Raw genomic sequence first — 13,427 nt, 5'->3', positions numbered from 1 at the left:
ATGAGTATCATTTCAAAAGACATATCAAAAGCAATTTCCGTCTTAGAAGCAGAAGGATTAGTGGCTATACCTACCGAGACAGTTTATGGTTTGGCTGGTAATATTTTTAGTGAAAAAGCCATAAATTCTATTTTTGAAACTAAACAACGACCGTTTTTTAATCCTCTGATTGTCCATATACCAAATATTTATTACTTAGATAAAATTGTAAGCCATATTCCAGAAAAAGCAAAATTACTTGCTGATGCCTTTTGGCCTGGACCAATAACTCTGGTATTGAAAAAGAAATCTGTAATCCCTGATTTAATAACAGCAGGTAAAGATACCGTAGCAGTTCGTATACCAAATCATCCAACTACATTGGAGTTATTAAAACGGTTAGATTTTCCTTTAGCGGCTCCAAGTGCAAATCCGTTTAATCGAATTAGCCCAACAACAGCTAAGCACGTGGAAGACTATTTTAAAAACGACATAAAAATGGTACTCGATGGAGGCGCTTGTAAAAGTGGTATTGAATCTACCATTATTGGTTTTGAAAATGAAGAGCCTATTATTTATAGACTTGGCTCAACACCTATTGAAGCTATTGAAAAAGTCGTTGGAAAAATTGAGATAAAGAATAAGAAGGAAAGCTCACCAAACGCACCAGGAATGTTAGCGCGTCATTATGCCCCTAAAACAAAGACAATTCTTTCAGATAATATACTAGAGTCAATTAAAGAATATCTAGGTCATAGAATTGGAATTTTAGCTTTTCAAAATAAAGTAAAGCATGAAGATGTGAAATTTCAGATTGTCTTATCAGAATCTGCAGACATGTCTGAGGCTGCTTCAAATCTTTATGATGCTTTACATCAACTTGACAAAAAAGATTTAGATATTATAATAGCTAAGCGCTTTCCAAATCAAAACATAGGAAAGTCTATAAATGATAGGTTAGAGAGAGCCACTAAGTAACATCAAAGTACAAATCTATAAGTTGCTTTAATCAAAAATGTGTTTTCCGGCTTTGCATTGAGTAGTTGATTGTCTATAATACTTCCAAAATCATTATTTACATCTCCAAGACCTGTTATGCCTTGAGACCATACCAAAAATATTTCTGAACCAGGTATATATTCCCATCTTACAACTAAATTAGACCTAAATTGTACAAAAGCAAAATCAGGATTACCAAATGTATAATCCGTAGTACCATTCCTATCCTCATCAATACTATAAGTATTATTTGCAAAAGAAATTTGATTGTCGTCAAAATAGGTTATTCGGTCATTTAAATCTTCTGCAGTAGCATTATTTACCAAATTGAAATTACTAAAATCTGCTTTAAAAATAAAAGGTTGCCCATAATATTGAATAGTTAAATTTGGATTAATATTATAATTAACTCTCAATGTAGCACTTAAAGTTTCTTGATCAATATTACCTAAAATATAACGTCTTTGATTTCCAAAATCACGCTGTGTTACATACTGAGTTTTACTTGGGTTTTTATCATATTGCGTTTCTAGAGAAAGACTTAGTGCATTTAATGGTTGATATCTAAATCGAAGCTCAAATCTATCTAAGCTAAAATTATCTTGTTTGGCTTGAGAATTAACATAACCCGCAATAACACTCAGTTTTTTTCTTTGGTCAGTCCCTGCAAAAAAGTAATAGAAATTTTCCTCATTATAGCGCCATCTTGGCCCGCCACGCAAAAATGAATTGGTGAAAATCCGAGGTTTGTGAGCACCACCAAATTCTGTAAACCAGTTGTTGGTATAATTAATCTCTCCACGACCTTCGTATTGTATTCTATTGTAATTTCCCTGAAAATCGTAAGCCGATGTAAGACTTGCTCTTAAATTAGCTCTTCGGTACCAACTTGTAGGTTTATTAAATAATCGTGTCACATTTGCATATTGACGTATGTCATCTGCTTGCCGTAAAAAACCAATATCGTTAAGTTCTAATTCAGGTGATTTCCAGTTAGCGCCAATATTATAGTTCCAATTTCCATTTCCACCTTTTCCGAATTCTAATTGACCACCTGTTCCTGTTAATGAGGTTCTTGTTGGGTCAAAATCTACATGGTTTGCATCTACTCGTTGAAATAAATGTGTAATTGATGTTTGTGTTCTAGCGATAGCCTCAGGTGTTCCATTAACATTACTTAGTGTAAAATTTCCTTGAAGGTAATATGTCCTGTCTTTCCAATTATGCCTAAAGTCTAATCCTCCTGAATATGCAGATTTATGTAAAAAGCTCACACTATCTTCTATATTCCTATTTGTGGCTGTAAATATTCCGCCTATATAACTATTCCTATCATTAAAATCTTTTTGAACACGTGTTACAAAATAATTGGTAAAAGGCTCTACCAATTCTTCTCTTTCTTCTCCTACTTGTGGCAAACCGTTAATAACATCTGGTCTTTCATCGAGCTCTATATCTGCATATTCTTTTGCCGTAATACTTTCCAAAACTCCTACGGCCCAACCATCTTTAGTTTTACCACTAAATTTTGCAGCACCAAGAATAGTGCTAAAATTAGGGATATCCTCATATTCTCCAAAATCTCTATCTGCTGTTGTAAAACCTTGAGGTGTTCGCCCAATACGACGAGAAAAGAATACATTATCAGCACCACCTCCAAGCCTAAAGTCAAATACATTTTTATTTTCTACAAAAAATGGGCGACGTTCTTGAAAAAATATTTCGAATCCATCTAAGGCAATAGCGCCTGGGTCAGCATCTACTTGTCCAAAATCTGGATTAATCGTTAAGTCTAAAGTTAAATCGTTTGTAATCCCAATTTTAGCATCAAGTCCTCCGGTAATCTTAGCATCACTACCATCTCTAAAAGGATTGCCAGGTTCTGCCTGGTAGGTATCTAATTGTGCAACGGTATATGGTTGAATTTCTAGTTGTTTTTGAGGTTTAAGACCAATAAGACCTCTTAATTCTCCAAACTCACTTACCCAACCTGGAGGATTTGCTTCTAACGGTTGCCACGTAGAACGTTCTTCATTATTAAAATAACGTCTTGTTGACTGTAAGCCCCAAACTTGTTCTTGCTCGTTCCCAAAACGTAATTGACTTAATGGTATACGCATTTCTGCTGTCCAACCTTCTTCGTCGATATTTGTATTTGTGTACCAAATTGGATTCCAACTAGAATCAAAATTTCCATTATTAGAAATAAATTCATCTCCTTTTACACCTGAAGCAGAAATAGTGAAAGAGAATCCTGTCCTGTCATCATTATAGCTTCCTAAATTAATTTCAACCCAATCTCCAGGAAAATCATCTCGGCGTCCCATGCGTTTCTCAATAGTACCTGGGTCTTTTTGATAACACTTAAAGGCTACATAAAGATTTTTGTCATCATATACTATCTTCATTTTAGTTTGCTCAGTAGGTGGTGTACCAACATCTGGCTGAAACTCTGTATAATCTGTTGTCCATTCTACTGCATTCCATGCTTCATCGTTTAAAACACCATCTATGGTGGGTGGATTTTGCTTTACAGGCTTTGTTGTGTATACTCGTTTTGGGATTTTAGTACTTTCAGATTCTTGAGCACGCATTGTAAAAGATAAAATGCATATAAAAGCATAAACTAAAATAGATTTCATTCTTTGATTGATTGATAGTTAGGCACAAGTTAAAGACTTTGTTAGAGTGCCAGTGTTACACTTTTCTTAAAATTAATTATTATTACAGATTCATTGAATACTTTCCTTTTAGTATTATTTAGAAAAAAAGTAACAAAAAAATACTTAACTCGTCAATTTAATATGACTGCTCTTTTTAAAACCTATATTTCTTTTTTTTTATTATTATTTTCAATACCAATTTCTGCACAAAACACAGATATAACTATTACTGGTCAAATTTTAGACAAAGAGAATAATAACCCTATTCCATTTGCATCTATATATCTTAAAGGGCAAGCTATAGGAACAACATCAAATGAGGAAGGAAATTTTATTTTTCATATTTCAAATATTGACAAGTCTAACGTTATTGTAATATCTAGTCTGGGTTATAGTTCTGTAGAAAAGACAATTGAAAGTTTTATAGATAATGAAATTATATTCCTTAGCTCTAAAATTAATAATCTAGATGAAGTCATTATCACTTCAACAAAAAAGAAAAAGCTAACCGCTAAGCAAATTGTAAAAAAAGCATATAAAGAGATTGATAAAAACTACCCTAAAGAACCTTATATTCTTGAAGGTTTTGTAAGAGATCTTCAAAAAGAAGATGACAACTATGTTGAATACCTAGAATGTGCTGCAAAATTTTATAATCAAGCTTATAATAAAGAAATTGAGCCAACTGTAGAATTGGTTGAGATAAGAAATAACTATATCTCTAAAAAAAATCCATGGAATAAACAATGGGAGAGAAAAAATTCAATTATAGATTTGATTGAAGATAATTTTATTCGTTTTGATTATGGTCCAATAAAAGGTAGAAATGGATGGAAGTACAATTTAGAAGATGTTTTGCTATACAATAATAAATTTGTTTATAAAATTACAGGAGTAGATGCCCCTTTTCAAAATGCAATCTTATATATAGATACTGAGTCTTTTGCCTTTGTAAGAATTGAACTTACTAGGACTATACATAATGGAAAATCCTGGAAAAGGAGATTATCTAATGGCCAAGAGCAAGTATATTATAATGTCGTCTTTGATTATCAAGAGTATAACAACAAGATGTACTTAAAATATCAAAAGGAAGAAGATACTTGGGAAATATATGACATAGACAATCCTAGTAAACTACTGTTTGTAAAAAACCCAAAAAAAGAGCTATTTATTAATAATATAGTAGTGGATAATATTAAAGGCTATCCTTTTCAGCAAAATATGAATATTGGGATGAGTCTTGAAAATCAATCAAAAGCATATAATGCGAAATTTTGGTCAACATATAATGCTCCAAAACAGACAAAAGCAATAAGTGAAATAGAAAAGTATTTACAGGAAATCTCTATTGATTAGAAATTTTATAAACTTAAATGTATATCCAAAACACAAGCTAAATTAAACCCATTGATTTTCAGCTTAAAAAAACATTAGCTAGGGTTTGCCAATCCAATAAGTTATCGTAAATTTGCAAACTCTTTTTCGGAAGAGGAATGTTTAATCAATTGTATCATAGTGGTACAACATAAATCAAATTAGTGTGGATACATTAAGCTACAAAACAGTTTCAGCTAACAAAGCTACCGTTAATAAGGAGTGGGTTTTAGTTGATGCTGAAGGACAAACTTTAGGTCGCTTAGCTTCAAGAGTAGCAATACTTTTAAGAGGTAAGCACAAACCTAATTTTACGCCACACGTTGATTGCGGTGACAATGTAATTGTTGTTAATGCAGAAAAAATCAACTTAACTGGTAACAAGTGGACAGATAAAAGTTACATCCGTCACACAGGTTATCCAGGTGGACAAAGAAGCCTGACAGCTACTGAGATGTTTGAGAAAGATCCAAGCAGATTAGTAGAAAAGTCAGTAAAAGGAATGTTACCTAAAAATAAATTAGGTGCAGTTCTTTTTAGAAACTTAACAGTTGTTTCTGGTACTGAGCACGCTCACGAAGCGCAGAAGCCAAAAGCAATTAATTTAAACGAAATTAACTAATGGAAGTAATTCACAAAATTGGCCGTAGAAAGACGGCTGTTGCTCGTGTGTACGTTGCCAAAGGAAAAGGTAACATCACGGTGAACAAAAAAGACATGGCGGATTATTTTACTACTGCAACATTGCAGTATAAAGTAAACCAACCTTTAGCCTTGACTAACAATGATGGCAACTTTGATATTACTGTTAACGTATATGGAGGTGGTATCACCGGCCAGGCAGAAGCAATACGTTTAGGATTATCTCGAGCTATGTGCGAGCTTGATCCTGAAAACAGACTAGTATTAAAGCCAGAAGGTCTATTAACTAGAGATCCAAGAATGGTAGAGCGTAAGAAATTCGGTCAGAAGAAAGCGCGTAAGAAATTCCAATTCTCGAAACGTTAATATCCAAACAACACTTAATTCAGAGTCTGTTAATTCAGATTCTGAATTATTTTATTTTATTGAAATCGTCGAATATTTCGACAAAAAATTAAACCAGTTATTGTTGTCCATGATGGTAACATCAGGATTTAGTTTAGCATCTAAATGGTTAAGGCAAGCAAAAGCGACCACTTAATCATTGCTAATTCAACAGAACGTAAACTATTACAAAATGGAAAAAGTAGAAGTAAAAGAATTACTTGAGGCAGGTGTACACTTCGGTCACCTTACACGTAAGTGGGATCCAAACATGGCACCTTACATCTATATGGAGCGTAATGGCATCCATATTATCAACCTTTACAAAACTGCAGCTAAGATTACAGAAACTGCAGAAGCAATGAAAAAAATAGCTGCTTCTGGTAAGAAAATCTTATTCGTAGCTACAAAAAAACAAGCTAAAGACATCGTAGCTGACAAAGCAGGTGCTGTAAACCAACCATACATTACTGAAAGATGGCCTGGTGGAATGTTAACTAACTTCGTAACTATCAGAAAAGCTGTTAAGAAAATGGCTGCAATTGACAGAATGAAGAAAGACGGAACATTCAACTCTTTATCTAAAAAAGAACGTTTACAAGTAGACCGTCAACGTGCTAAATTAGAGAAAAACTTAGGTTCTATCTCAGACATGACGCGTTTACCAGGTGCTTTATTCGTCGTAGATATTAAGCGTGAGCATATTGCTATTAAAGAAGCTCAAAAATTAAATATCCCAATCTTTGCAATGGTAGATACTAACTCTGACCCACGTCAGGTAGATTATTTAATTCCTGCAAATGATGATGCTTCTAAGTCTATCGATAAAGTTTTATCTATCGTGACTTCTGCAGTAGCAGACGGTTTAAACGAAAGAAAAGCTGAGCGTACAGAAAAAGAAGATAAAGCAGCAGCTCCAGCACCAAAAGCCGAAGCTAAAAAAGCAGCTCCGGTTGCAGCTCAAGAAGAAGAATAAATAAAGAATTATACAATATTTAAGAGTCGTTTAATTCTTTTCAAATCAGAAAATAGTTAAGCGACTTTTTCAAATTTTAATATACTATGGAAAACACAGTAAAAATTTCAGCAGCAGAAGTAAACAAGCTTAGAAAAGCTACTGGTGCTGGTATGATGGATTGTAAAAAAGCACTAGTTGAAGCTGGTGGTGATTTTGACAAAGCAATCGAAGTTTTACGTAAAAAAGGTCAAAAAGTTGCAGCAAAAAGAGCGGACAGAGATTCTTCTGAAGGTGCAGCTGTTGCAAAAATTAACGCAGACAACACAAAAGGCATTGCTCTTGTATTAGGTTGTGAAACTGATTTTGTTGGTAAAAACGAAAACTTTTTAAAGTTAGCAAGTGACTTTGGAGATATCGCTTTAAACTACAGCAACAAAGAAGATTTCTTAGCTGCTGATTTTGGCGGAATGACTGTTGCAGAAAAATTAGTTGAACAAACTGGTGTAATTGGTGAAAAATTAGACATCAATGCATTTGAAGTTATAGAAGCTGCTTATGTAGGCTCTTACGTTCACATTAACAAAATTGCTGCAATAGTTGGTTTCTCTGCTGTTGTGGATAACATCGAAACTTTAGGTAAAGATGTTGCTATGCAAGTTGCCTCAATGGGTGCAACTACATTATCTTACAAAGATTTTGACCCAGCTTATGTAGCTTCAGAAACTGAAGCTCGTATCGCTGTTATCGAAAAAGATAATATCGAATTAGGACGTTTAGGTAAGACTTTAAAGAATGTGCCAAAATACATCTCTATGTCTCAATTAACTCCTGAAGTATTAGCACAAGCTGAAGAAGATGCAAAAGCAGAACTAAAAGCTGAAGGTAAACCAGAACAAATCTGGGATCGCATTTTACCAGGTAAGATGGAGCGTTTTATCTCTGATAACACAACGTTAGATAACGAGCAGTGTTTATTAGACCAAGCTTTTATTAAAGACGAAAAGAAAACTGTTGCACAATATGTAGCTACTTACGGTAACGTAGAAGTAACAGGATTTAAGCGTGCTACAGTAGGATAATTAATATTCTATTATATATACAAAAAAAGCCTTCAGAATTCTGAAGGCTTTTTTTATGAGTGACACGCTCAAAATTATAATACAATCCACGAAATACATTTCACTTTTAAACCTAGCAATAATTGTTTAGCTTTGCCTAACTTTCAAAACATCCAATGAAATTTAAAAGAATACTACTCAAACTCTCTGGCGAAGCCTTAATGGGCAATAGACAATATGGTATAGATCCAGAGCGTCTTTCGGAATATGCACATGATATCAAAACCATAACGGACCAAGGTGTTGAAGTTGCTATTGTTATTGGTGGCGGAAATATCTTTAGAGGCGTTGCAGGTGCAAGTAATGGTATGGATCGTGTACAAGGAGATCATATGGGTATGTTAGCTACGGTTATTAACGGTTTAGCTTTACAAGGCGCTTTAGAAGATGCTGGTATACCAACACGTTTGCAAACAGCTATAAAAATTAATGAGGTGGCAGAGCCTTTTATTCGCCGCAAAGCAATGCGTCATCTAGAAAAAGGTCGTGTTGTGATTTTTGGTGGCGGAACAGGAAATCCATATTTTACAACAGATTCTGCAGCAGTTTTACGTGCCATAGAAATTGAAGCAGATGTAATTTTAAAAGGTACTCGCGTCGACGGCATATACAATGTAGACCCAGAGAAAGATAGTAATGCCATTAAATTTGACCATATTACTTTTGAAGATGTACTACGAAAAGGCTTAAAAGTTATGGACACTACAGCATTTACATTAAGTCAAGAAAACGAACTCCCAATAATCGTTTTTGATATGAACAAAAAAGGTAATTTATTAAAAGTAGTATCTGGCGAAAATATTGGTACTAAAGTTAACTTATAACGTTTGGCTCAAATTTTGATAACGTTTCATTAAAATTTAATAACATGAACGAAGAGATTCAATTTATTATAGACACAGCAAAAGAAGCTATGGAAGGTGCATTAAAGCATCTAGAAAAACAATTGGTAAACATTAGAGCAGGTAAAGCCAGCCCTTCTATGTTGGGTAGTGTCATGGTAGACTATTATGGTTCTCAAACACCTTTAAACCAAGTTGCTAATGTCAATACACCTGATGGGCGTACCATTACCGTACAACCTTGGGAAAAATCAATGCTTCAAGAGATTGAACGTGGTATAATGATAGCTAATCTTGGATTTAACCCTATGAATAATGGCGAAAATATTATTATCAATGTCCCGCCATTAACTGAAGAACGTCGTAGAGATTTAGCAAAGCAAGCCAAAGCTGAAGCTGAAGATGCAAAGGTTGCTATACGTAACGCTCGTAAGGAAGCTAATAACGACATCAAAAAAACTGACGTATCAGAAGATTTGCAAAAAAATGCTGAGATTGACGTACAAGAACTTACAGATAAACACGTTAGTACAGTAGACCAAATACTTAGTGCTAAAGAAAAAGAGATTATGACGGTGTAATTAATTACATCATCCCTCTTTTATTTTAATCCATTAACTACAAACTATCTGATTGATGCTAAAGCGTTCTCTTGCTGTAATTTTACTATGCATGTCCTCTTATGCTTTTGCACAAATTGAATCTAATAAAGATTCCGAAAAACAAGCGAATAAAAAAACTGAAGACTCTTTAAAAAAAAGAGTCTTTTTAGAAAATATTGGTTTGGGCTATTTCCCTACCAAGTATTTTAATTTTGACCTTAGATATTTAGTAAAATACAATCAGTTTGAAGGCTTTAGAACTGGTCTTGGTGGTGTCACTAGTGAGAAATTTTCTGATAAGTTTCGTGTAAACGGCTATCTAGTATATGGTTTTAGGGACGAGCGTTACAAGTATAGTATTGGTGGGGGATTAAGACTTAATGAAAAAACGGATACTTGGGTTAACTTTACTTATACTGACGATTTACAAGAAACAGGCAGTTCAAAATTTTTAACAGATAAACGCTTTTTTTCTTTCTTTGAGCCTCGCCTTTTAAATATTGATTTGTTTCATCGACATATTACCAAATCTGTTTCACTACAACATAAAGTGTCGAAAAATCTTTTGTCAGAAACTCAATTTGCAGTTAGTAGAGTTAATCCTACTTACAACTATAGTTTTGTAAATAACGGTAAAGTTTTTAACTCCTTTAATCTAAGTACAGCAAAATTAAGCTTGCAATGGAGTCCGTTTAGCAAATATGAGTTTATTGATAGTCAAATCGAAGAAACCGTAGATGGATATCCAAAATTCACAGCTCAACTAACTCAAAGTGCTTCTAATGTTTTTAATAGTGATTTTAATTTTACAAAAATAGATTTCAGAACTATTCACCAAATAGATTATGGTAATGAATCACTAACACGATTAACATTAGTTGCTGGATTAGCTTCAGGTGAAACTCCTCTGACACATTTGTATCATGCTTATCCCAATAATATTAGAAAAGAAACAGTTTTGCAACGCTTTTCTGTGGCTGGCTTAAACAGTTTTGAAACCATGTTTTTTAATGAGTTTTTTAGTGACCGTTTTGCTACATTTCAATTTAAACATTACCTCAAGCCTTTTAAAATTTCGAGTCGTTGGAAACCTCAATTGGTCTTAATCTCAAGATATGCTCTAGGAAACATGAAAAGTATAGGCCAACATCAAGGTATAAATTTTGGCACTCTAGACAAGTTATATTCTGAGTCTGGATTTGAAATCAACAAGCTTTTATTCGGTTTTGGACTTAGTTTTGCCTACCGTTATGGTGGTTACCATTTACCTTCTCTGGCAGACAATTTTGCATTTAAGTTTACCTTTAATATTTCTCTTTAGTATAATCATGGGGTTCTGTGACTTTATACTCTAAAGTTTTATAACCTAACTTTCCGTCTTTAGTAATAGATTCAATAACGACGAGAAATTCCCCTACATCATCAGAATGGCTATAGCTTATGTTTAAAGGTTGCCCTATTTTATTAACAACACTAGGATTCCAATAAATAGTCGAACGAAAGTCTGGTTCTGGAAAATTTCTCGCTGTATTATTTGTATAGTCTGAAACGTAAAATTCTTTCTCAATTGAAAACACATTTACATTCTGAACATTTAAGTCAGCCTTTGTGTCTAAGGCTCCAAAAAGTCCTTTACCTTGTTTTGTATATATTGAAATAATACTTGCTTGAAAGTCTCCATAAGGATATGTTCCATAAATAGTTGCATACAATTGTCTTGCCCTAGAAGGGTTGTCTATAATTTCGAAACTTGTTACTTCTTTAGGATTTATTCTTTGAATTAATAAATAGTTATCCTGAATAACGGCTATGCCATCCACTAAAACCATATTTACATGCCCTTTACCGCCATTGGTAGTTTCGGCATAATAATTTCTATCAGAATCTTTTCTTATAAAAACCTTATCATGAAAACCAATCAAATTACTATAAAGGCCTCTTGAGTACTTGTTTGTTTTTGCATTTATGTCTTTTCCATCAATTACAACGTCAGGCTTACCGTATTTTTCAAACATCTCTTTTCTTTTTGGAGTCATTTTATATGCATCGACAATAACTTCATCTAGTTGATTAACACCTGTTACATCTGTATAATATTTGTTAATAATACGTTTATTAATAGTATTTATCTTAGCTATAGTATCAATTAAACTATCCTTTTTCTCAAAAGAATTTTTAGTTTCATTTACTACAAAATTTGGCTTTAGCTCCGGCTTTTTTATAAGGCTTATCTTATAATTACGACTCTCCTTTTCTGAAACTCCAGAAGGTTTCAAAATCAATTTCCGCTCTCCGCCATATAAATCTCCAATATGGAAATTAAAACTACTTGGCACATCGACTTTTCCAGTGTAAACTGAGGAATCATCACCAAATGTCATTAGTAGAATATCAAGACTATTGAGCTTAGCTTTTTTGTTTTTCTTGTTAATTACACCTTTGATTTGCAATCCGCTCTCCATAAGATGTTTAAGTTTTTTTGATTTTGCTATATATTTGTAATTTCTCCAACCTTGGGTAAGCATTAAGTCATCTATATTTAAATCTGTGCTGTCTTTAAAGTACGCTGAAGCTTCTTCGATATTTCCTTTTATATCCGAACTTAGCAAAAAATAGGTTAAAATATTTTCTCTTTTAGTCTCAAATTGGCCATATAAATTTTTATCTAAAACTAGTACCGAACTGTTTGCTTGGACGATTGAGTCTTTATGATTTTTTGCCTTTAATCTAATGAGTACCTCATCACGTATAGAAAGATTATTATTGATAATTACAGCGTCTATATTTAAGCGATAAGATTTACGTTTATTAAAAAAAAGTCGTTCTGCAACAGGCACAGAAAACCGATTTCGGAGAGTAATCTCTAAAACACCTTCAGGAAATAAGGTTTTTGGTAATGTGAAGATATATCGTCCATCAATTAAAGAAACTTCCTTTTCATAATATATTTTACCTCTAAGTGCCACTGAGAGTTTTATTTTTGAAGTTAAATCTTTATTGTGATTTACAGTTGCCACGATGAAATCTTTGCGAGCTGATGCAGAAAGTAAATAACCGTTCTCATAAATTTTAGGCAATCTATATAAGCTAATATTTTTATCATTATAGAGTTTAGCCTTATATATTTCTGAGGCCAAAACATTTGGTATGTTGAAACTGCCTAAACCTAATCTGTTACTTTTAAACGTGGTAATAGTTTTACCATTTTTATTAATTATTTCACCCTCTACACTAATACTTTTGCCATTAATATCTGTAGCTTTAAATCCTACTTTATTTTCGAGATTAGCAATTAACTTTCCTCCTTCTGGGAAAAAATTTAGAATTATTGAATCGCTTTTAATCTTAGAATCTACTGCTGTATTGGTTATCTCTGTTTGAAGCTTTTCAGCTTTATCGTTGTTTACAGAGATAACTCTAATTGTTTTTTTTGTTTCAAAATCACCATCAAAATTCTTATTCCATTCTGTGTAAGCTCTTATCTGATATATTCCATTTATGTAGCTTCTATCCAAATCAAAATATCCTTTAGCAATACCTTCTCTTACTTTAATAATTTTAGATTCAATGATTTTATTTTTAGGGTTTATCAAATCAACATATAAAACGCCACTTGAAAGTTCTGTACTATGAGTAGCCGCATTAGCTATAATCGCTTTGAACCAAATTGTTTTATCTGCTGTATAAATTTTATTGTCTAATTGAAGATATATTTTCTCTGCCAATGCAGTTTGTTTATAGTCCTTCTTATTTTGAGCAAAGGATAACTGGCTAGCACAGAACAAAATCAACATTAAAAATCTAAAATTCATATTGTATAAATTAGATATAACAATTTATAATTTAGTGAAATAATAAGTTAA

General features: G+C 33.0%; 11 protein-coding genes. 9 read left to right on the top strand and 2 right to left on the bottom strand.

Features of this window, described 5'->3' with window-relative positions:
- Positions 1-957 carry an L-threonylcarbamoyladenylate synthase gene (locus tag Q0770_RS09145; protein WP_299116192.1) on the top strand — a complete coding sequence of 319 codons (957 nt, stop codon included), beginning with the start codon at positions 1-3 and terminating at the stop codon, positions 955-957.
- A 2-nt stretch (positions 958-959) separates the two neighbouring features.
- Here the strand turns inward: Q0770_RS09145 and Q0770_RS09140 are convergent, their stop codons facing one another.
- Positions 960-3,620 carry a DUF5916 domain-containing protein gene (locus Q0770_RS09140; RefSeq protein ID WP_299116190.1) on the bottom strand — a complete coding sequence of 887 codons (2,661 nt, stop codon included), beginning with the start codon at positions 3,618-3,620 and terminating at the stop codon, positions 960-962.
- Positions 3,621-3,782: 162 nt separating this feature from the next.
- Between Q0770_RS09140 and Q0770_RS09135 the strand changes: the two genes are divergently transcribed.
- The 8 genes from Q0770_RS09135 to Q0770_RS09100 all read left to right on the top strand — a co-directional run bounded on the left by Q0770_RS09135 (position 3,783) and on the right by Q0770_RS09100 (position 10,885).
- Positions 3,783-5,000, top strand: a complete 1,218-nt coding sequence (locus Q0770_RS09135; RefSeq protein ID WP_299116188.1) for a carboxypeptidase-like regulatory domain-containing protein — start codon at positions 3,783-3,785, stop codon at positions 4,998-5,000.
- 184 nt (positions 5,001-5,184) lie between these two features.
- Positions 5,185-5,640: a 50S ribosomal protein L13 gene (rplM, locus tag Q0770_RS09130; RefSeq protein ID WP_188372906.1), complete on the top strand. Its 456-nt coding sequence runs from the start codon at positions 5,185-5,187 to the stop codon at positions 5,638-5,640.
- On the top strand, positions 5,640-6,026 hold the full coding sequence (gene rpsI / locus Q0770_RS09125) for a 30S ribosomal protein S9 (protein WP_299116187.1): 387 nt from the start codon (positions 5,640-5,642) through the stop codon (positions 6,024-6,026). Before rplM ends, rpsI begins: the two co-directional genes overlap by 1 nt.
- A 211-nt stretch (positions 6,027-6,237) precedes the next feature.
- Positions 6,238-7,020: a 30S ribosomal protein S2 gene (rpsB, locus tag Q0770_RS09120; protein WP_299116186.1), complete on the top strand. Its 783-nt coding sequence runs from the start codon at positions 6,238-6,240 to the stop codon at positions 7,018-7,020.
- 86 nt (positions 7,021-7,106) lie between these two features.
- Positions 7,107-8,081, top strand: a complete 975-nt coding sequence (tsf, locus tag Q0770_RS09115; protein ID WP_299116185.1) for a translation elongation factor Ts — start codon at positions 7,107-7,109, stop codon at positions 8,079-8,081.
- 155 nt (positions 8,082-8,236) lie between these two features.
- On the top strand, positions 8,237-8,944 hold the full coding sequence (pyrH, locus tag Q0770_RS09110; protein ID WP_299116184.1) for a UMP kinase: 708 nt from the start codon (positions 8,237-8,239) through the stop codon (positions 8,942-8,944).
- Positions 8,945-8,988: 44 nt separating this feature from the next.
- Positions 8,989-9,543, top strand: coding sequence for a ribosome recycling factor (gene frr / locus Q0770_RS09105; RefSeq protein ID WP_299116182.1), 555 nt, complete (start codon positions 8,989-8,991; stop codon positions 9,541-9,543).
- A gap of 55 nt (positions 9,544-9,598) precedes the next feature.
- Positions 9,599-10,885 carry a hypothetical protein gene (locus Q0770_RS09100; RefSeq protein ID WP_299116180.1) on the top strand — a complete coding sequence of 429 codons (1,287 nt, stop codon included), beginning with the start codon at positions 9,599-9,601 and terminating at the stop codon, positions 10,883-10,885.
- Here Q0770_RS09100 and Q0770_RS09095 read toward each other — a convergent pair.
- Positions 10,869-13,376 carry a hypothetical protein gene (locus Q0770_RS09095; protein ID WP_299116178.1) on the bottom strand — a complete coding sequence of 836 codons (2,508 nt, stop codon included), beginning with the start codon at positions 13,374-13,376 and terminating at the stop codon, positions 10,869-10,871. The genes Q0770_RS09100 and Q0770_RS09095 overlap by 17 nt on opposite strands.
- Between the last annotated feature and the right edge of the window lie 51 nt (positions 13,377-13,427).

This window comes from uncultured Winogradskyella sp. (assembly GCF_947501905.1).
Classification (GTDB): domain Bacteria; phylum Bacteroidota; class Bacteroidia; order Flavobacteriales; family Flavobacteriaceae; genus Winogradskyella.
This window is presented reverse-complemented; position numbering and strand designations above follow the sequence as displayed.

Bases quoted from the DNA above. Each gene is read 5' to 3' on its own strand.
- Q0770_RS09140 (WP_299116190.1), bottom strand. From the start codon at position 3,620: ATGAAATCTATTTTAGTTTATGCTTTTATATGCATTTTATCTTTTACA.
- pyrH (WP_299116184.1), top strand. From the start codon at position 8,237: ATGAAATTTAAAAGAATACTACTCAAACTCTCTGGCGAAGCCTTAATG.
- rpsI (WP_299116187.1), top strand. From the start codon at position 5,640: ATGGAAGTAATTCACAAAATTGGCCGTAGAAAGACGGCTGTTGCTCGT.
- Q0770_RS09145 (WP_299116192.1), top strand. From the start codon at position 1: ATGAGTATCATTTCAAAAGACATATCAAAAGCAATTTCCGTCTTAGAA.
- Q0770_RS09100 (WP_299116180.1), top strand. From the start codon at position 9,599: ATGCTAAAGCGTTCTCTTGCTGTAATTTTACTATGCATGTCCTCTTAT.
- tsf (WP_299116185.1), top strand. From the start codon at position 7,107: ATGGAAAACACAGTAAAAATTTCAGCAGCAGAAGTAAACAAGCTTAGA.
- frr (WP_299116182.1), top strand. From the start codon at position 8,989: ATGAACGAAGAGATTCAATTTATTATAGACACAGCAAAAGAAGCTATG.
- Q0770_RS09095 (WP_299116178.1), bottom strand. From the start codon at position 13,376: ATGAATTTTAGATTTTTAATGTTGATTTTGTTCTGTGCTAGCCAGTTA.
- rpsB (WP_299116186.1), top strand. From the start codon at position 6,238: ATGGAAAAAGTAGAAGTAAAAGAATTACTTGAGGCAGGTGTACACTTC.
- Q0770_RS09135 (WP_299116188.1), top strand. From the start codon at position 3,783: ATGACTGCTCTTTTTAAAACCTATATTTCTTTTTTTTTATTATTATTT.